This is a genomic window from Neobacillus sp. YIM B06451 (genome assembly GCF_032667185.1).
In the GTDB taxonomy this organism is placed as follows: Bacteria; Bacillota; Bacilli; order Bacillales; family Cytobacillaceae; genus Bacillus_D.
Genome location: NZ_JAVFKJ010000001.1, coordinates 475,683 through 493,581 on the forward strand (window position 1 = coordinate 475,683; position 17,899 = coordinate 493,581).

Annotated in this window: 18 protein-coding genes; 15 read left to right on the forward strand and 3 right to left on the reverse strand. The window is 47.3% G+C overall.

All coding sequences use genetic code 11. The features are described 5' to 3' along the window. The first annotated feature begins 194 nt into the window (after positions 1-194). A complete protein-coding gene (gene mutS, locus RB160_RS02210) occupies positions 195-2,822 on the forward strand; it encodes a DNA mismatch repair protein MutS (RefSeq protein ID WP_316568566.1) in 2,628 nt (875 codons plus the stop codon). 85 nt (positions 2,823-2,907) lie between these two features. Then, a complete protein-coding gene (gene mutL / locus RB160_RS02215) occupies positions 2,908-4,902 on the forward strand; it encodes a DNA mismatch repair endonuclease MutL (protein ID WP_316568567.1) in 1,995 nt (664 codons plus the stop codon). Between the two features lie 97 nt (positions 4,903-4,999). On the opposite strand, the gene RB160_RS02220 is transcribed toward mutL, so the two are convergent. Further along, positions 5,000-5,137 (reverse strand): hypothetical protein, encoded by a 138-nt coding sequence (locus tag RB160_RS02220; protein ID WP_316568568.1) that lies wholly within the window; start codon positions 5,135-5,137, stop codon positions 5,000-5,002. A gap of 233 nt (positions 5,138-5,370) precedes the next feature. On the opposite strand from RB160_RS02220, the gene RB160_RS02225 reads away from it, so the two are divergent. The 4 genes from RB160_RS02225 to RB160_RS02240 all read left to right on the forward strand — a co-directional run bounded on the left by RB160_RS02225 (position 5,371) and on the right by RB160_RS02240 (position 7,530). Then, positions 5,371-5,799: an organic hydroperoxide resistance protein gene (locus tag RB160_RS02225; RefSeq protein WP_316568569.1), complete on the forward strand. Its 429-nt coding sequence runs from the start codon at positions 5,371-5,373 to the stop codon at positions 5,797-5,799. A gap of 141 nt (positions 5,800-5,940) precedes the next feature. Next, the gene (locus tag RB160_RS02230; RefSeq protein WP_316568570.1) at positions 5,941-6,252 is read left to right on the forward strand and encodes an iron-sulfur cluster biosynthesis family protein; all 312 of its coding nucleotides are present in this window, start codon (positions 5,941-5,943) and stop codon (positions 6,250-6,252) included. A gap of 19 nt (positions 6,253-6,271) precedes the next feature. Beyond that, a complete protein-coding gene (locus tag RB160_RS02235; RefSeq protein ID WP_316568571.1) occupies positions 6,272-6,907 on the forward strand; it encodes an NUDIX hydrolase in 636 nt (211 codons plus the stop codon). A 278-nt stretch (positions 6,908-7,185) separates the two neighbouring features. Continuing rightward, on the forward strand, positions 7,186-7,530 hold the full coding sequence (locus RB160_RS02240) for a DUF4181 domain-containing protein (RefSeq protein WP_316568572.1): 345 nt from the start codon (positions 7,186-7,188) through the stop codon (positions 7,528-7,530). A 101-nt stretch (positions 7,531-7,631) separates the two neighbouring features. Here RB160_RS02240 and mreBH read toward each other — a convergent pair whose 3' ends face one another. Next, positions 7,632-8,639 carry a rod-share determining protein MreBH gene (gene mreBH / locus RB160_RS02245; RefSeq protein ID WP_316568573.1) on the reverse strand — a complete coding sequence of 336 codons (1,008 nt, stop codon included), beginning with the start codon at positions 8,637-8,639 and terminating at the stop codon, positions 7,632-7,634. Positions 8,640-8,973: 334 nt separating this feature from the next. On the opposite strand from mreBH, the gene miaA reads away from it, so the two are divergent. The 5 genes from miaA to RB160_RS02270 all read left to right on the forward strand — a co-directional run bounded on the left by miaA (position 8,974) and on the right by RB160_RS02270 (position 12,289). Beyond that, a complete protein-coding gene (gene miaA, locus RB160_RS02250) occupies positions 8,974-9,906 on the forward strand; it encodes a tRNA (adenosine(37)-N6)-dimethylallyltransferase MiaA (protein ID WP_396954660.1) in 933 nt (310 codons plus the stop codon). A gap of 42 nt (positions 9,907-9,948) precedes the next feature. After that, positions 9,949-10,185 carry an RNA chaperone Hfq gene (gene hfq / locus RB160_RS02255; protein ID WP_053366255.1) on the forward strand — a complete coding sequence of 79 codons (237 nt, stop codon included), beginning with the start codon at positions 9,949-9,951 and terminating at the stop codon, positions 10,183-10,185. 216 nt (positions 10,186-10,401) lie between these two features. After that, the gene (spoVK, locus tag RB160_RS02260; protein WP_316569047.1) at positions 10,402-11,349 is read left to right on the forward strand and encodes a stage V sporulation protein K; all 948 of its coding nucleotides are present in this window, start codon (positions 10,402-10,404) and stop codon (positions 11,347-11,349) included. Positions 11,350-11,576: 227 nt separating this feature from the next. After that, positions 11,577-11,810 carry a glutaredoxin family protein gene (locus tag RB160_RS02265; protein WP_316568575.1) on the forward strand — a complete coding sequence of 78 codons (234 nt, stop codon included), beginning with the start codon at positions 11,577-11,579 and terminating at the stop codon, positions 11,808-11,810. 179 nt (positions 11,811-11,989) lie between these two features. Then, positions 11,990-12,289, forward strand: coding sequence for a hypothetical protein (locus tag RB160_RS02270; protein ID WP_316568576.1), 300 nt, complete (start codon positions 11,990-11,992; stop codon positions 12,287-12,289). A 24-nt stretch (positions 12,290-12,313) separates the two neighbouring features. On the opposite strand, the gene RB160_RS02275 is transcribed toward RB160_RS02270, so the two are convergent. After that, on the reverse strand, positions 12,314-12,532 hold the full coding sequence (locus RB160_RS02275; protein WP_316568577.1) for a hypothetical protein: 219 nt from the start codon (positions 12,530-12,532) through the stop codon (positions 12,314-12,316). A 96-nt stretch (positions 12,533-12,628) separates the two neighbouring features. Between RB160_RS02275 and hflX the strand changes: the two genes are divergently transcribed. The 4 genes from hflX (at position 12,629) to glnA (ending at position 17,486) form a co-directional block, all read left to right on the forward strand. Then, the gene (gene hflX, locus RB160_RS02280; RefSeq protein WP_316568578.1) at positions 12,629-13,888 is read left to right on the forward strand and encodes a GTPase HflX; all 1,260 of its coding nucleotides are present in this window, start codon (positions 12,629-12,631) and stop codon (positions 13,886-13,888) included. A gap of 73 nt (positions 13,889-13,961) precedes the next feature. Then, a complete protein-coding gene (locus RB160_RS02285) occupies positions 13,962-15,224 on the forward strand; it encodes a methionine gamma-lyase family protein (RefSeq protein WP_316568579.1) in 1,263 nt (420 codons plus the stop codon). Between the two features lie 496 nt (positions 15,225-15,720). Then, entirely contained in the window at positions 15,721-16,122 is a 402-nt protein-coding gene (locus RB160_RS02290) for a MerR family transcriptional regulator (RefSeq protein WP_316568580.1), read from the forward strand. Between the two features lie 29 nt (positions 16,123-16,151). Further along, entirely contained in the window at positions 16,152-17,486 is a 1,335-nt protein-coding gene (gene glnA, locus RB160_RS02295) for a type I glutamate--ammonia ligase (RefSeq protein WP_316568581.1), read from the forward strand. Positions 17,487-17,899 lie beyond the last annotated feature (413 nt).

Below are 17,899 nucleotides of genomic sequence, written 5' to 3' on the forward strand. Positions count from 1 at the left end.
AATTTTCCCAAGGTTTAAAAGACTGGGCTTTAAGGAGGATCCGCGAGGTACAGCTGCGGCTTTTTTTTGCGTACCATCACGTCTAAAATTACGGTTCCGTTTCCTGTCGGCAGAGCAAAATATGTTATAATTAACTGTCGAAGGAACACGAATGGGGATAGCCCCATACTAGAATGCGAATTTTGGAGGATACGATGGCAGCTTACACGCCAATGATACAGCAATATTTAAAAATCAAGGCAGAGTACCAGGATGCCTTTTTATTTTTCCGGCTTGGTGATTTTTACGAAATGTTTTTCGAGGATGCACTGAAGGCTTCCCAGGAGCTTGAAATTACGTTGACAAGCAGGGAAGGCGGGACGGAAGAGCGGATTCCTATGTGCGGCGTGCCTTATCATTCCGCGCAAGGGTACATAGAGCGGTTGATTGAAAAGGGGCATAAAGTGGCAATCGCCGAGCAAACCGAGGATCCCAAGCAGGCGAAGGGTGTCGTCCGCCGGGAGGTGATCCAACTGATTACCCCTGGGACGGTCATGGAAGGCCGGAGCCTGCAGGACAAAGAAAACAACTACCTTGCGACGGTCACGCGATTCGAGGATGGTACGTACGGATTTGCCTACACGGATTTGTCTACGGGTGAAAATAAGGTCACGCTTCTGCCCGCAAAGGAAGAAGAGGTCCTAAACGAAGTTTCTGTTCTCGGGGCGAAAGAGGTGGTTCTTTCCGCAAAACTCGATGAAGGGCTTCAAAGGAAAATGCGGGAGCGGAATGTCCTGGCGATTTCGTACGAAGAACAGACGGATGTGGCGGATTCTTTTCAAGAATTAACGAAGGATTTGAACCAGGAAAAGTTCCGGGTTACTGTGGCGAGGCTGTTCAACTATTTAGAGCGCACCCAGAAGCGGAGCCTCGACCACCTGCAGCCTGTGACGACGTACCAAGTCCACCAGTTCATGAAAATTGATTATTATTCGAAACACAATCTTGAACTGACGGAAACGATTCGCACGAAAGGGAAAAAGGGCTCGTTGCTCTGGCTTCTGGATGAGACGAAGACAGCGATGGGAGGCCGGATGCTGAAGCAATGGGTCGACAGGCCGCGGATTGACAGTGTGGAGATTGAACGGCGGCTTGCACTGACGGGCCAATTCATCAGCGCCTATTTTGAACGGAAGGAATTGCAGGAGCGCCTGAAGGAAGTGTATGACCTTGAAAGGCTTGCAGGAAGGGTCGCGTTCGGGAATGTGAATGCCCGCGACTTGAAACAGCTGTTGCGTTCACTTCAGCAAATTCCTCATTTACATGAAATTCTGAACCGGATCCCAGGGGAGGAGGCCGGTGAACTCGCCGAGAGCCTTGACCACTGTGAGGAGGTGGTCGACCTGCTTGAGCAATCTATTGTCGAAAATCCGCCTCTATCAATTAAGGAAGGGAATATCATCAAGGACGGGTTTAACGCGCAGCTAGACCAGTACCGTGATGCGAGCAGGAACGGTAAGACATGGATTGCCCAGCTTGAGCGCGACGAGCGGGAAAAGACGGGCATCAAATCGCTCAAGGTCGGCTACAACCGCGTGTTCGGCTATTACATCGAGGTGACAAGGGCAAACCTGCATCTTCTTGAGGAAGGCCAGTATGAGCGGAAACAGACGCTCACGAATGCAGAACGGTTCATCACCCCGGCGTTAAAAGAAAAGGAAGCGCTCATCCTTGAGGCGGAGGAGAAATGCGGCGAGCTTGAGTACGAGCTCTTCTGTGAAATCCGTGACCAGGTGAAGGAGCATATCCCAAGGCTCCAGGCTTTGGCAAAAACGGTCAGCGAAATTGATGTACTGCAAAGTTTTGCCGAAGTTAGCGAGGCGAGGAAGTACGTCAAGCCTGAGTTCTCGGATAGCCGGGAAATTCTGATTGAAGAGGGCAGGCATCCGGTTGTCGAGAAGGTGCTAGATTCACAGGAATACGTGCCGAACGACTGCAGGATGTCCGGCGAACGGGAAATCCTCCTGATTACCGGGCCGAATATGTCTGGTAAAAGTACGTACATGCGCCAGGTCGCATTGACGGCGATCCTCGCGCAGATTGGCTGTTATGTCCCGGCCACAAAAGCGGTCCTGCCGATTTTTGACCAGGTGTTCACGCGAATTGGCGCGGCGGACGACCTTGTTTCCGGGCAGAGCACATTCATGGTCGAGATGCTTGAGGCGAAAAACGCGATTGCGAACGCCACCCAGGACAGCCTGATTTTGTTCGATGAAATCGGCCGCGGAACGTCCACATATGACGGGATGGCGCTCGCACAGGCGATCATTGAGCATGTCCATAACCGGATTGGCGCAAAAACGCTCTTTTCAACGCATTATCATGAACTCACTGTGCTTGAAGAAGAGCTTGAAAGGCTGCATAACGTACATGTCAGCGCGATCGAGCACCATGGCAGGGTTGTTTTCCTTCATAAAATTAAGGAAGGCCCGGCTGATAAAAGCTATGGCATCCATGTCGCCGAGCTCGCCGGCCTACCGAAGGAACTCATTTCAAGGGCGAATGAAATCTTAACTTCGCTTGAACAGGAGCAAATGGTGAAGCCTGAAAAGCCAATTCCTGTGCTGCCGGACGGGACGGAAACTGCGGCGGGGGCCGCGCCACAAGGTTCACAGCAGGCACAGCTTTCGTTTTTTGACGAGCCGACCCAGCCGAAAAAGGCTGAGCTTGGGGCTAAGGAAAAGAAGATAGTTGAAAAAATCCGCGATTTGGATATTTTGAATTTAACGCCACTTCAGGCGATGAACGTCCTTTATGAGCTGCAAAGGAAGATAAGAAATTAGTTGGAGGGGTGGCAGGCGGAAAGCGAAGAACCTTTTTCACAGTTCGGCTTGTCTGTCACGGCAGTAATAAACAGGAGGTGTGTCCGTGGGCAAAATCATTCAGCTTGATGACGCGTTATCGAATAAAATAGCGGCGGGTGAGGTTGTCGAACGCCCGGCATCCGTTGTCAAGGAGCTGGCCGAAAATGCCCTTGACGCGGGAAGCACCATCATTGAAATAGAAGTTGAAGAAGCCGGCCTTGCGAAAATCCGGATTACCGATAACGGGGAGGGCATCTCCGAGGACGATGTGGCAAAGGCCTTTCATCGCCATGCGACTAGTAAGATCAAGGATGAAGCGGATTTGTTCCGGATTCGGACGCTTGGTTTCCGCGGTGAGGCGCTTCCGAGTATCGCTTCTGTTTCTAGGCTTGAAATGAAAACATCGACAGGGGATTCAGCCGGGACGAGGATTGTGATCGAAGGAGGGCGCGAAACCGCGTTTGAAAAGGCGCCGAGCAGGCGGGGAACGGATATTACGGTCACGGATCTGTTTTTCAACACGCCGGCCCGCCTGAAATATGTAAAGACAATCCATACGGAACTTGGAAACATCACGGACTTAGTCAACAGGCTTGCGTTGTCCCATCCCGAAGTTTCGTTCCGGCTCGTCCATAATGGGAAAAAACTTCTCCATACGAACGGAAATGGCGATGTCCGCCAGGTGCTTGCTGCGATTTACGGAATGGGAATCGCGAAAATGCTCGTGCCGATTGAAGGAAAATCACTCGATTACAAGATTAGTGGCTATGCGTCCCTACCTGAGGTGACGAGGGCGTCGCGAAATTACATTTCGACGATGATCAACGGCCGGTTCATCCGGAACTACGGGCTCGCGAAGGCGGTCATGGAGGGGTACCACACACTCCTCCCGATTGGCCGTTATCCGATCGTGCTACTGAACGTTGAAATGGACCCGATACTCGTCGATGTGAACGTCCATCCTTCGAAAATGGAAGTACGGATTAGCAAGGAAGCCGAATTGTTTGAACTCGTCGAGTCGTCGATTTCGGCCGCCTTTAAACAAAAGCAGCTCATCCCGTCCGGGTTCAAACCCGAACGAACTGAAAAACCAAAATCCGAACAAACCTTCTTGGAACTTGATAATGGCCCGCAACAACCCCCAACCTCTACGTTTCACAGTTTTGGCGGCCATGCGCCTTCAGGAACTGGATTACCAACCAGGGCAGTGGGACAAGTACCTTCTAATTTTCAGGGCGGAGCTGTGTACCAATCCGGCACGGGCATTGGAAGGCCAACATCACAGGCACAATCTTCCACTTCGTACCCATCCCGGAGGACTGCGGGGCAGGAAACGTCCTGGTCGAGTTTGCCGGATCAGGTGAAGGAAATGTTCCTGCCGAAAGCCGAAGATGAGAGCCCGCAGCCGATGACTATGGAAGGAGAACCCAGACTCGGTTCTGGCGATATGCCCCAATTTACCGAGGCGGCTCCTGAACGTGTGCCCCGTATGTATCCGATCGGCCAGATGCACGGCACGTATATTCTGGCGCAGAATGAGAACGGCCTATACATTATCGACCAGCATGCGGCCCAAGAACGGCTGAAATACGAATTTTTCCGCGAAAAGGTCGGGCAGGTGGAAAGCGAGCTGCAGGATATGCTTGTCCCGCTGACCTTTGAGTATTCCACCGACGAATGTGTGAAAATCAATGAATACAAGGAAGAACTTGAAAAGGTCGGCGTCTTCCTTGAGGAGTTCGGTCCGAATAGTTTCATCGTCCGGTCCCACCCGCAATGGCTTCCTCAGGGCGAGGAAAAGGAAGTCATTGAGGAAATGATTGAACAATTGCTCTCCATGAAGAAGGTTGATATTAAAAAACTTCGCGAGGAAGCGGCCATCATGATGAGCTGCAAAGGCTCCATCAAAGCAAACCGCCATTTGCGGAATGACGAAATCCAGGCGCTTCTTGATGATCTTCGCCGCGCTTCGGACCCCTTCACATGTCCGCACGGCCGCCCGATTATCGTCCATTTTACTTCGTATGAAATGGAGAAGATGTTCAAGCGGGTTATGTAATGGACTTACTTTGCTGAAACCTTCTTGGAAGGAGCATTTGCATAAAATAAAAACATCCCCTGTCGTTTTCGTAGCAGGGGATGTTTTTTATTTATGTTTATTTAACTTTTGTCAGTTGTATGGTAACGACATATTCCTTGCCCGGTTCAAAACGGGTATTATCAATTGTTTCACCAGTATTGCTCAAAGTAATGATGGTCTTGTTCGTATCGATTGTAATGGAATTAAGCTGCAACTAATTTCTCCCCTTGTGCGTCCTTCTATGGTTTGCTTAAAGTTTCCGCTTTCGAAAGCAACCTGTCCCTTCATTCTACAATGTCCGGGGGCGTGGTGGATAGATGATAGTGACAAATTTATAACACTTATGCATTATGCAAAGCTTGTCAACTGCATTCCGCCACGGACGGGTTTATGGTTGCCCGGGCAGTGGAAAAGGGAAAGAGACTAACTGTTAAAGGGGATGGAATCATGAGTGAAAAAATTCTTACTTCAACTGCTACAGCATCTGGAGGAAGGGAAGGCCATGTCCGTTCTTCCGATGGAAAAATCGACATGGATTTGGCAATGCCAGGTACCGACAGGGCGAAACAACTTCCTGACGCGGTAAATCCCGAGGAGTTTTTCGCATCGGGTTACTCAGCCTGCTTTGACGGAGCGCTGCAGCTGATGGCAAAGAAGGAGCGCATAAAGTTTGACTCCGAGGTAACCGCGAATGTAAGCTTATTGAAAGACGAACAGGATGATGGCTTCAAGCTCTCTGTCACTCTCCAAGTAAAAGGAAAAGGAATTGAGCAGGAAAAGCTTGAGGACCTTGTCGAAAAAGCCCATCATTTCTGTCCGTATTCGAAGGCAACCCGCGGAAACATCGAGGTCACGCTTGAATCGGTGGCCGAATAACCGAGTGAATCGGACCGCTTTCCAAAGTGTAAGCTAAATACACCAGACGGACAACAGGGTGCTGCCATGCGGCACCTTTTGAATTTTTTACGAAAAATAAATAAACCAAGCGAAGAGCAATTTTTAAAAAGGATGGTAATAATGGAGATTATCATAAAACCCGCAGCACTTGAAGAATTGAAAAATGCCAGTCTTCAGGACGGGGAAGGAATCCGGATAGAGGCAGTTTTTATCGGAAGCTGTTCCATCTATGCGGAGTACTCCCTGAAAATCGATAAAAAGAATGAAGATGACGATCTTTTTGAGGTAGAGGGCATTCCGGTCCTTGTTTCGAAAGAAAGCCAAAAGCATCTGTACAAACGAATCACACTCGATTTCAATCCGGGGCTTGGATTCAAGCTGTCTTCGGATGAAGAGGTGTACAGGTACAACCTGAAGCTACAAAGGGTATAAATAATGGGGATGATGAAAAGTGACTCCTGATTTGATAATAGAAAAATTAAAGAAGCATACGCCGAAAATATTGGGGAGCGAAAATTATTCAAAATACGCCGTCCTTCTGCCTCTTATCGAGACGGAAAATGGAGTTTCGGTCATGTTCGAGGTCCGCTCGATGAATCTCCGCAGACAGCCTGGCGAAATTTGTTTTCCTGGCGGGCGGGTCGACCCGGAGGATTCGGATGAAAAGGAAGCCGCCATCAGGGAAACCGTCGAAGAGCTTGGAATTAAGCGGGATTCCATTTCGGGAATTCAGCCGCTTGATTACTTGATCTCCCCATTTGGCATGATTATCTACCCGTTTGCCGGTTTCATTCGGGATGCGGACGCAATCAAACCGAATGAAGCCGAGGTGGGCGAGGTATTTACGGTTCCACTCAGTTTTTTCATGTCGGCAAAGCCTGAAGTTTACCATATCCATTTTAAGCCGGAACCTGAGGAGAATTTTCCGTTCGACTGGGTTCCCGGGGGTAAAAACTATAACTGGCGGGGCCGGCATATGGAGGAATATTTTTACCATTATGAAGGCAGGATCATCTGGGGCCTAACCGCCCGCATCCTTGCTCATTTCATAGAGATTATAAAGGAAAACGGGCTGGACAAAGTTTGATGTTTTTCTGGAAACGGGCTTGCCAAAGCAAGATTTTTTCAAGGGAAACAGTCTTAAAAGAGCTGGATTTTTTAAAAAGAAAAAGAGTTTCGTTCTCCCGCAACCAATGATGAGTGCCAAATTGTATCGCATTTGGCACTCATTTTTTATTTTAAAGATATTTTTGCTGAAATTACATGCTAGCATGGAATTTAAATCCAAATTGAACGACCTGTGTTAAGATGAAATAAAGCTTGATGAAAAACAGACAGTTTTTAAAAGAAGGGGAGTTATTATGTATGTTGCCCTTACTAATTTTAGGATTGCTGCTTCCAGCATCTGAATACTTCCTAAGGAGATTGATCGTTGGAACAGGTGAGCGGTTTATTTCAGAAACGGATGGAAAGTATGTTCACATTGTGGGCAGAATTGTACTCGTCATAACAAGTTTATTGCTTCTCCTTTTTGTGGTAGATACATCGGATGAAATGGCCGTTAAAAGGTTTTTACTAATCTTGTTGGCAATCATTTATGGATTCGATTCTTTTATCGAATGGAAGTATATCAAAAGTTCAAAGGCTTGTATTGTACCAATCTTATTGTTGTTGATTGGCACAATATATTGTTTTATTTTTATTTTTTAAGCTGTTAGGTTGTGAAAAATTTATCTTTTAATGAAAGAATACATAAACAAAAAGCACGCCAAATCAAAGGCGTGCTTTTTGTTATCTATCGTTTAAAGAGATTATTTCGCGACAGTCTGCAGCTTTCCGATGTACTGGAGCGCTTTGCCTGTCCCAATTGCGACGGATTCAAGCGGGTTTTCTGCGACATGGACAGGAACGAATATTTCGGTTGAAAGCCATTCTTCCATCCCTTTCATCATCGCGCCGCCTCCTGTTAAAATAACGCCGCGGTCAACGATGTCGCCGCTGAGCTCAGCTGGGCAATCCTCAAGCGTCGCTCGGATTGCTTCAAGTATGTGGAGGAGCGATTCCTTAATGGCATCCCTAATTTCATAGGATGACAGAGTAATTGTTTTCGGCAGGCCCGTTACGAGGTCGCGGCCGCGGATTTCCATATGAAGCTCTTGATGGTCGACAAGCGCATAGCCAATTTCCATTTTAATAGCTTCTGCTGTTCGTTCACCAATCAGGACGTTGTATTCACTGCGGACATGCTTGATGATGTCGTCGTCTAGGCGGTCGCCGGCAATGCGGATAGAATGGCAGGCAACCACGCCGCCAAACGAAATGATGGCGACTTCAGTCGTTCCGCCGCCGATATCGACGACCACATTGGCGACAGGCTCGTCAACCGGCATCCCGGCACCAATTGCAGCGGCGACAGGCTCTTCAATCAATTGGATTTTCTTGGCGCCAGCATTCCTAACAGCATCGTGGATGGCGCGTCGTTCAACACTGGTCGAACCGGACGGCGTGCAGACGACCACATTCGGCTTCCTCATCGACAGTCCGATTTTTTTCGAGGCTAGTTTCATTATATGGGTGAGCATTTCCGTGGTCATGTCGTAATCGGCGATGACTCCGTCCTTGAGAGGCCTGATAGCGACAATTTTACCAGGCGTCTTGCCGATCATTTCCTTCGCTTCCTTCCCGACAGCAAGGACGTTTTTCGTTTCCGTATCAATGGCCACAACGGAAGGTTCGTTGACGGCAATTCCTTTATGTTTGCTGTAAACAAGTATATTTGCGGTACCTAAATCAATCCCGATTTCAGCAGATGTAAACATGTTTCCTAAATCCCCCATTCATAAATTTCGGAAGGCAGGACGAATAGCCCTGAAAATTGCATAGTTAATGGGAGCATGTGAAAACTCCCTCACAAGATAGACTTCTATTAGATTACCATTGCTATGGGGGTAGACGGCAGGATGTAAGGGATTTGTTATCGAACTGTAAAGAAACATGTAAATTTATGCAAGGCAACCAATTCAGTTAGAATAAGATTGAAAAAGAACGTCGATACTTGAACGGGATTTGCTACGGTTTGGTTCCTGCGCTTTCATTGTGTATAATAAGGGCATCATCCAGTATGAGAGGGCAGTGTGAGGCAATTTGGAAAGCTTGCAAAAATTAGTCGTCATTGTCGGTCCGACCGCAGTGGGAAAAACGAGGCTTGGAGTTGAAATGGCGAAACACTTCAATGGCGAGGTGATCAGCGGGGATTCAATGCAAATTTACCGCGGCATGGATATTGGGACGGCAAAAGTAACCGAAGAGGAAATGGAAGGCATTCCCCATCATCTCATTGATATTAAAAACCCGGAAGAAAGTTTTTCGGTTGCCGAATTCAAGAGCCTTGTCAGGGAAAAAATCGACGAAATCACATCCAAGGGAAAACTCCCGATCATTGTCGGCGGCACAGGCCTTTACATCCAGTCCGTGCTTTATGACTACCAATTTTCCGAAGCGCCGGCAGACGAGGCATTTCGTGCCAGTCTGGAAAAGAAAGCCGAAGAAGAGGGAAACGAGGCAGTGCATCGGGAATTGGCGGAGCTGGATCCAGAAGCGGCGGAACAGCTGCATCCGAACAATGTGAGAAGGGTCATTAGGGCACTCGAAATCGTGAAATCAACCGGTATGCCCCTTTCCGAAAACCAGAAATCGACCAAGCCGGAACTCCTCTACAACGCCGCTATCATCGGATTGACGATGGAACGGGAAATGCTGTACGAGAGGATTAATCGTCGCGTTGACAATATGGTAAAAGAAGGGCTCATCGAAGAGGTAAAGAAATTTTACGATATGGGCCTTCGTGATTGCCAATCCATCCAGGCAATCGGGTATAAGGAGTTTTATAGCTACTTCGACGGAACTTCCACTTTGGAGGAATCAGTCGATACCCTGAAACAAAATACAAGAAGGTATGCAAAACGCCAGCTTACCTGGTTTCGAAACAAGATGGACGTGGAATGGTATGATATGTCAGATACAGATGCCTTCCCAAAAATAATTCCTGAAATATTCAAGTATGTGGAAGGAAAGCTTGAACTTTAAATCGAATACATAAAATGTAGAGACTATAGAGGAGGATTTTATATGAAAACAGCCATCAATATCCAGGACCAATTTTTGAACCAGCTTCGCAAGGATAACACGAACGTTACCGTATTCCTTTTGAACGGTTTCCAGCTAAGGGGACAAATCAAAGGATTTGATAACTTCACCGTATTGTTCGAATCTGAAGGAAAACAACAGCTTGTCTACAAGCACGCCATCTCAACGTTCGCGCCAGCCCGCAATGTCCAGCTCGACCTTGAAGGCCAGGGGCAATAATAAACTAACATGAAACAGGTCCGGTTTTAATAAACCGGGCCTTTTTTCATTTTTGGGAGGGGATGGCGGATATATTAACCATGTCCCCTCCGAAAAGGTGTTTTTGGCAAAAAAGAAATGTTTTCCCCATGGGCGAATAGGATAGTATGAAGGATAAATTATCCGGTCGGGAACCGGACCCCGCGCAAAAGAGAAGGATTCTGAGAGGTGAAAGCTTTGGACCAGCCGATGCGCATGAAAGACAATGGCCAAATCAGCATTGTCCTGAATACCCAGAAACGAAATCCGGCACTTCTGCGTGAGCACGAACCCTCTCTGCCCAAGGCGGTACAGAAAATAGAGCACGCGGCATTGAAGGAAATCGAGGAAGAACTCGGCTCTCTTGTCGGAATGGAAGAAATGAAAAAAACGATCAAAGAAATTTATGCCTGGATATATATAAATAAAAAAAGGGAAGAGGCTGGCCTGAAGGCGAAGAAACAGGCATTGCATATGATGTTTAAGGGGAATCCCGGAACCGGGAAGACGACGGTCGCCAGGCTGATTGGCAAGCTTTTTTTAAAAATGAATGTCCTCTCAAAAGGGCATTTAATCGAGGCGGAACGGGCGGACTTGGTCGGGGAGTACATCGGCCACACTGCACAGAAAACACGCGATCTCGTAAAAAAGGCAATGGGAGGCATCCTGTTCATTGATGAAGCCTACTCGCTCGGAAGGGGCGGGGAAAAGGATTTCGGCAAGGAAGCAATCGACACGCTCGTCAAGCATATGGAAGACAAGCAGCATGAATTCATCCTTATTCTCGCTGGCTATTCAAGGGAAATGGATTATTTCTTATCGCTTAACCCTGGCCTCCATTCACGGTTTCCTCTTGTGATTGATTTTCCCGATTATAAAATTGATCAACTAATGGACATTGCGGACAGGATGGTCAGGGAAAGGGAATATTCGCTTAGCCATGAGGCCGAAAAGAAACTACGGGAGCATCTCATTTGGATCAAATCAATCCTGTCGCCAAACAGCTTCTCGAATGGCAGATACATCCGGAACATCATTGAAAAATCAATCCGCGCCCAGGCAATGAGGCTACTTATTCAAAACAGCTACGACCGGCATGACCTCATGACAATCAGAAGTAACGACCTCGTTTTTGAAGATGGCTAACACGCCCCTAATCGGGGTCTTTTTTTTTGTGAAATTTCTTCCCTTATGAAGGATTTGGAAAACAACACAAAGGGTTAAAAAAGCTTCATGGTTAAATCCGTGCAAACAGGGAATGACAATATTGTATCCTCTTTTGCAAAGAACGAGGCCAAGCAGATTCATTGCACGAAAAGAGGATTGGGGCAATAATACCTAAACAGGTAGAAATTAATAAGGAGGCAATTGAAATGAACGAAATTATTGTTTACACAACGAACACTTGACCGTACTGCACAATGATGAAAAACTTCCTTGAGGCTCAAGGATTGGACTATAGTGAAGTAAATGTTCAGAACGACCGCACCGCTGCGGAAAAACTAGTGAACGAAACAGGGCAGATGGGCGTACCGCAAACAAAAGTCAATGGCCACTGGGTACTGGGCTTTGATCCAGAAACATTAATGCAATACGTGAAAGAATAAAGAGGCCGCGGCCTCTTTTTTCTTTGTGTTAAGGAGACCTATCGATAAAGTTGTGAAAGGGGCCAGTCAATAGCATGATTAGTGACCGGCTTTTGATAAGATCCGGAGAGAATGTCCATCAAAGTCGGTTAAGTGACATTGTCGGGTGAAAATCTGTAAAGGAAGTCACTCAAACACAAATGAGTGACATTGTTGGGCTAGAATCCAAAAAGGAAGTCACTCAAACGCAAATGAGTGACATTGTTAGGCTAGAATCCAAAAAGGAAGTCACTCAAACACAAATGAGTGACATTGTTAGGCTAAAATTCAAAAAGGAAGTCACTCAAACGCAAATGAGTGACATTGTTTGGCTAAAATCCAAAAAGGAAGTCACTCAAACGCAAATGAGTGACATTGTTTGGCTAAAATTCAAAAAGGAAGTCACTCAAACCGAAATGAGTGACATTGTTTGGCTAAAATTCAAAAAGGAAGTCACTTAATCCCGGTTGAGTGACATTGTTTGGCTAAAATCCAAAAGGGAAGTCACTCAAACGCAAATGAGTGACATTGTTTGGCCATAATTCAAAAAGAAAGTCACTCAAACGCAAATGAGTGACTTTGTCCGGCCAAAATCCGAAAAGGATGTCACTCAATCCTGGATGAGTGACATTGTTGGGCCAAATTTCAAAAAGGAAGTCACTCACACCCCCATTTTCTCCAACTGAAACCAGAATCTGCCGCATCCTTATTTATTCATCCCAAAAAACTAAGCCAACATAGAGAAATGGCTAAAGTTTTGTTATGATGGGAACAAGATTATGGTGAAGGAAGTGTGGCGCATGGAAGTAAAGATGGAAAAAGAAAAAGCTATCCTAGTCGGCTGCCAGACGACCGAAGACGATGACCTTCGCTTTCAGTATTCAATGGAAGAACTTGTTTCTTTGACAGAAACAGCGAAAGGCGAAGTACTTATTTCTGTTGTCCAAAAGCGTGAGCGGATTCACCCCGCGACTTATATTGGAAAAGGAAAGGTAGAAGAGCTGAAGGCGCTTGTCGGGCAGCTTGAGGCCGATATTGTAATTTTTAATGACGAATTGTCTCCGAGCCAAAAACGGAACCTTGGATCGGAGCTTGATGCCAGAATCATAGACAGAACCCAATTAATCCTTGATATTTTCGCGCAAAGGGCCCGATCAAAGGAAGGGAAGCTGCAGGTCGAACTCGCCCAGCTTCAATACATACTGCCTAGGCTTGCCGGTCAGGGGACGGAGCTTTCCCGGCTTGGGGGCGGAATCGGCACAAGGGGTCCCGGTGAAACGAAGCTTGAATCGGACCGGAGGCATATCCGGAGAAGGATTGATGAAATCAAGCAGCAGCTTGCCGTCATCGTCCAACATAGGGACAGGTACCGGGAACGCCGGAAAAAGAACAAAGCGTTTCAAATCGCGATTGCCGGCTATACGAATGCCGGGAAATCGACGTTGTTCAACAGGCTTTCAGAAGCGGACTCTTATGAGGAAAATCAGCTCTTCGCCACACTCGACCCGATGACCCGGAAAATAATTTTACCAAGCGGATTTATTTGCCTGATCACCGATACGGTGGGATTCATCCAAGACTTGCCGACCTCGCTCATCGCGGCTTTCAGGTCCACGCTCGAGGAAGTAAGGGAAGCGGATTTAATACTTCACGTAGTCGACATGTCGAACCCGGATTATTTTCACCATGAAAAGACGGTGAACAGGCTGCTTGAGGAGCTTGAAGTAAATGATATCCCGCAGTTAACGGTCTACAACAAACGGGACATCCAGCATCCCGATTTCGTTCCGACAGCTGATACGCCAACAGCGTTCATTTCTGCTTTTGACAAAGACGACCGCGACGCTCTTAAAAGGAAAATTGAAGAAATGGCCATCTCAATGATGGAGCCATACAATGTCATCGTTCCGGCGAATGAAGGAAAGCTTTTGTCCATGCTGAAAAACGAAACGATCCTAAGGGAGCTTTCTTTCCAGGAAAATGACCAAGTTTATCGCTGCACAGGCTATACGTTAAGGGACCATCAGGTTGCTGGGCAGCTACAAAAATTCACAATATAAGCTGGAAAAGACGAAGACTCTTCGTAGAAAAGGTCCAGCTGCAAAAATTTACGGAATAGATTGGAGAAGCACCATGTATAAGCAATTGAAGCACGGAGAACGCCTAAGCCAGGCTGCGCGGGAGGTGGAGGAACAAATTGCCCCTATACACAGGGCAATGGATGAAATTATTGAGGCAAATCAATTCAGGGTACTGCAAAGCTTTCAAAAGCACAGGGTGAGCGACTCACACTTCACCCCAAGCACAGGCTATGGCTATGATGATACGGGTAGGGACGTGCTCGCCAGCATCTATGCAGATGTTTTCGGAGCGGAAGCAGGGCTTGTCCGCCCGCAAATCATTTCAGGCACCCATGCCATTTCCATCGCCCTGTTCGGAATATTAAGGCCGGGCGACGAGCTACTCTACATAACAGGGAAGCCGTACGACACGCTTGAGGAAATCGTCGGAATCCGCGGGGCCGGAAATGGGTCGCTTAAGGAATTCGGGATATCGTATAATAGCGTGGCGCTTACGGAAGAAGGCGGCATCGATTGGAACGCTGTCTCTGCCGCTATCAAACCGAACACGAAAATGATTGGCATCCAGCGTTCCAAAGGTTATGCAACGAGGCCGTCCTTTACAGTTGCGGAAATCGGTGAAATGGTCCGGTTTGTAAAAGAAATCAAGCCGGACGTTGTCGTTTTTGTCGATAACTGTTATGGCGAATTCGTGGAATTGGAGGAGCCGTGCCATGCGGGTGCGGATCTGATGGCTGGTTCCTTAATTAAAAACCCCGGTGGCGGCATCGCCAAAACGGGCGGTTATATCGTTGGAAAGCAGGAGTACGTAGACGCATGCTCCTACCGGATGACATCACCCGGAATTGGAGCCGAAGCCGGCGCGTCCCTTTACAGCCTCCATGAAATGTACCAGGGATTTTTCCTGGCACCCCATGTTGTGGGCCAGGCGCTGAAAGGGGCCGTTTTTACAGCGGCAATGCTTGAGCGGTTCGGGATGAAGTCGTTTCCTAAATGGGATGCACCAAGAACAGACCTTATCCAGGCGGTTGAATTCAATGACCGCCAAAAGATGGTATCCTTCTGCCAGGCAATCCAGTTTGCGTCGCCGGTCAACTCATACGTTACTCCATATCCCGCCTACATGCCAGGATATGAAGACGACGTCATCATGGCTGCGGGCACCTTTATCCAGGGAGCAAGCATTGAGCTTACCGCCGATGGGCCTTTACGGCCGCCTTATGCCGCATATGTGCAGGGAGGGCTTACATATTCCCATGTGAAAATCGCCATCTGCCTGGCGCTCGACCGGCTGATTGAAGAAGGATTGGTATAAAGAAGAAGGCACTTTTCGAACAGGTGCCTTCTTTGTATTTTTTATAAAGGCAGCTGTCAAAATGGGTACGGTTGTCCGCGGCTGCATTTATTTTTATGATCTTTTTTCCCTTTGGACTATTAAAAACGAGAAAATAGGGAATAAGCCTAAAGGGACTGAAAATGCCGTTGGGCAAAAAAGGCTTCCCTGTAGTGGCTGAAACAATCGGATAGGCGCAGCCGCCCTGGCGAGCATGAGGAATGTCCGCGCCTTGGTGAAGGCTTCGGCAATATTAGCCTATTTTTCTTTTTTTCGGCAACCTTACTTCGGCTTTTAGGATGTTCAGCCCAAAAAAGGAAAAAGAAAAAGCCGTACCCCCACCAATGGTTTCCTGAGTTTTCTGCCTCTGGGAAAAATGTATTTAAAATTTCATGTGAGGAAACCTAACATAGTATTGACAGGTTTTTTTACATTGGAATATAATTCAGTTTGTAAGTCACGATAAGGAGGAGAAATCATGGGGGGAAGCAAGATCCGCCGCTCCATGCCGCTGTTTCCAATTGGAATTGTGATGCAGCTGACCGATTTGACCGCTAGGCAAATCCGCTATTATGAAGAGCACCAATTGATTTCTCCCGCGCGGACTGAAGGGAATAGGCGAATGTTCAGTTTGAACGATATTGACAGGCTCCTTGAAATTAAGGATCTGATTGACAGGGGCGTCAATATGGCTGGAATTAGGGAGTTGTTCCTCGTCAACCAGGAGAAAAGGCAGCACGAATCCGAAAAGGAAAAGAAGCCGAAAAAGGAATTGACGGAAGTTGAATTAAGGAAATTGCTTCGCAATGAATTGCTCCATGCCGGACGGTTCAACCGTTCGACCTTAAGGCAAGGCGATATGTCCCGATTTTTCAATTAATCCGTTGCTATTATAAAGGAGGAAACAACTTGGCAAGGTACACACGTGAAGACATCGAAAAAATGGCAAAAGAGGAGAACGTAAAGTTTGTCCGTCTGCAGTTCACGGACATTCTCGGGACAATCAAAAACGTGGAAATCCCAATTTCCCAGCTTGGAAAGGCGCTTGACAATAAAATGATGTTCGATGGATCCTCGATTGAAGGCTTCGTCCGAATTGAGGAATCCGATATGTATCTTTTCCCTGATCCTGATACATGGGTCATTTTCCCATGGACAGCCGAGAAAGGGAAAGTTGCACGACTCATTTGCGACATCCATAACGCGGATGGAACGCCATTCGGCGGCGACCCACGAAACAATTTGAAACGAATTCTTAAAGAAATGGAAGAGCTTGGCTTCACAACCTTCAACATCGGGCCGGAACCGGAATTTTTCCTGTTCAAGCTTGACCAGAATGGCGAACCCACTCTTGAACTGAATGACAGTGGCGGCTATTTTGACCTCGCTCCGACCGATCTTGGTGAAAACTGCCGACGCGATATCGTTCTTGAGCTTGAAGAAATGGGCTTTGAAATCGAAGCCTCCCACCATGAAACGGCGGCGGGTCAACACGAAATCGATTTTAAATACGCGGATGCCATCACTGCGTGCGACAATATCCAAACGTTCAAGCTCGTTGTAAAAACAATCGCCAGGAAGCATGGCCTGCATGCTACATTCATGCCAAAGCCATTGTTCGGCGTGAGCGGTTCCGGTATGCACTGCAACCTGTCCCTTTTCAAAGGAAATGAGAACGTGTTTTATGAAAAAGGGAGCAAATTGGACCTGAGCGAAAATGCGTACCATTTCATCGCCGGCATTCTGAAACACGCAACAAACTTCACCGCAGTCACAAACCCGACTGTCAACTCTTATAAGCGTCTGGTACCTGGCTATGAAGCGCCATGCTATGTTGCCTGGTCCGCGAAAAACAGGTCACCGCTCATCCGTATCCCTGCTTCACGTGGAATGAGCACGCGCGTTGAGGTGCGCAGCGTCGACCCTGCAGCCAATCCATATTTGGCTATGGCTGTCCTATTGAAGGCTGGCTTAGACGGTATCAAAAACAAGCTGACACCACCAGCAGCCGTTGACCGCAACATTTACGTGATGACAAAGGAAGAGCGCATCGAAGAAGGAATCGCCGACCTTCCTGCTACACTTGCACAAGCGCTTGATATGATGAAAACAGACGATGTCATCCTGTCCGCACTTGGCGAGCATATCGTTGAGCACTTCCTTGAAGCGAAGGAAATCGAATGGGATATGTTCCGCACCCAGGTACATCCTTGGGAACGCGAGCAGTATATGAGTATGTACTAATAGGATGTGAAACAGCAGCCCGCTTGAAGTGGGCTGCTTTTTTCATGGGATTCACGTTCGAAACGAAATTGAGCGGTAATTTTAAAAAATATTAAAATATGACAATTTTGTGACTTTTGTTTATGACTTTATATTCCGGGATGGTATATAATAAAAAGAGACCACAAAAAATAGCCGCCAAGGGGGTTAGCGGCCATTTTGGAATATATACAGCATTTTTCAATGCGGGTAATCGGGCTCAGCTGGCAGCCAGTTAAGCAAATGCCAGCTGATCTGATGTGGTTCTTATCTGTGCTGTCTCAGAGATGCCTTTTCCTGGTGCCTCTGGGGTGCGTTGTTGATCAATGAGTCTCTAGTTGCCCTTCATTGATGTTTCTAAGCTGTAAGGTTTTGTATCTTGGTGCCGATCTTAG

Coding starts and splice junctions, on each gene's coding strand:
- mutS (WP_316568566.1), top strand. CDS start 195: ATGGCAGCTTACACGCCAATGATACAGCAATATTTAAAAATCAAGGCA.
- RB160_RS02230 (WP_316568570.1), top strand. CDS start 5,941: ATGGAGATTATCATAAAACCCGCAGCACTTGAAGAATTGAAAAATGCC.
- hfq (WP_053366255.1), top strand. CDS start 9,949: ATGAAAACAGCCATCAATATCCAGGACCAATTTTTGAACCAGCTTCGC.
- RB160_RS02270 (WP_316568576.1), top strand. CDS start 11,990: ATGAGTGACATTGTTGGGCTAGAATCCAAAAAGGAAGTCACTCAAACG.
- hflX (WP_316568578.1), top strand. CDS start 12,629: ATGGAAGTAAAGATGGAAAAAGAAAAAGCTATCCTAGTCGGCTGCCAG.
- RB160_RS02225 (WP_316568569.1), top strand. CDS start 5,371: ATGAGTGAAAAAATTCTTACTTCAACTGCTACAGCATCTGGAGGAAGG.
- mreBH (WP_316568573.1), bottom strand. CDS start 8,639: ATGTTTACATCTGCTGAAATCGGGATTGATTTAGGTACCGCAAATATA.
- RB160_RS02285 (WP_316568579.1), top strand. CDS start 13,962: ATGTATAAGCAATTGAAGCACGGAGAACGCCTAAGCCAGGCTGCGCGG.
- RB160_RS02275 (WP_316568577.1), bottom strand. CDS start 12,532: ATGCGGCAGATTCTGGTTTCAGTTGGAGAAAATGGGGGTGTGAGTGAC.
- RB160_RS02240 (WP_316568572.1), top strand. CDS start 7,186: ATGTTGCCCTTACTAATTTTAGGATTGCTGCTTCCAGCATCTGAATAC.
- RB160_RS02290 (WP_316568580.1), top strand. CDS start 15,721: ATGGGGGGAAGCAAGATCCGCCGCTCCATGCCGCTGTTTCCAATTGGA.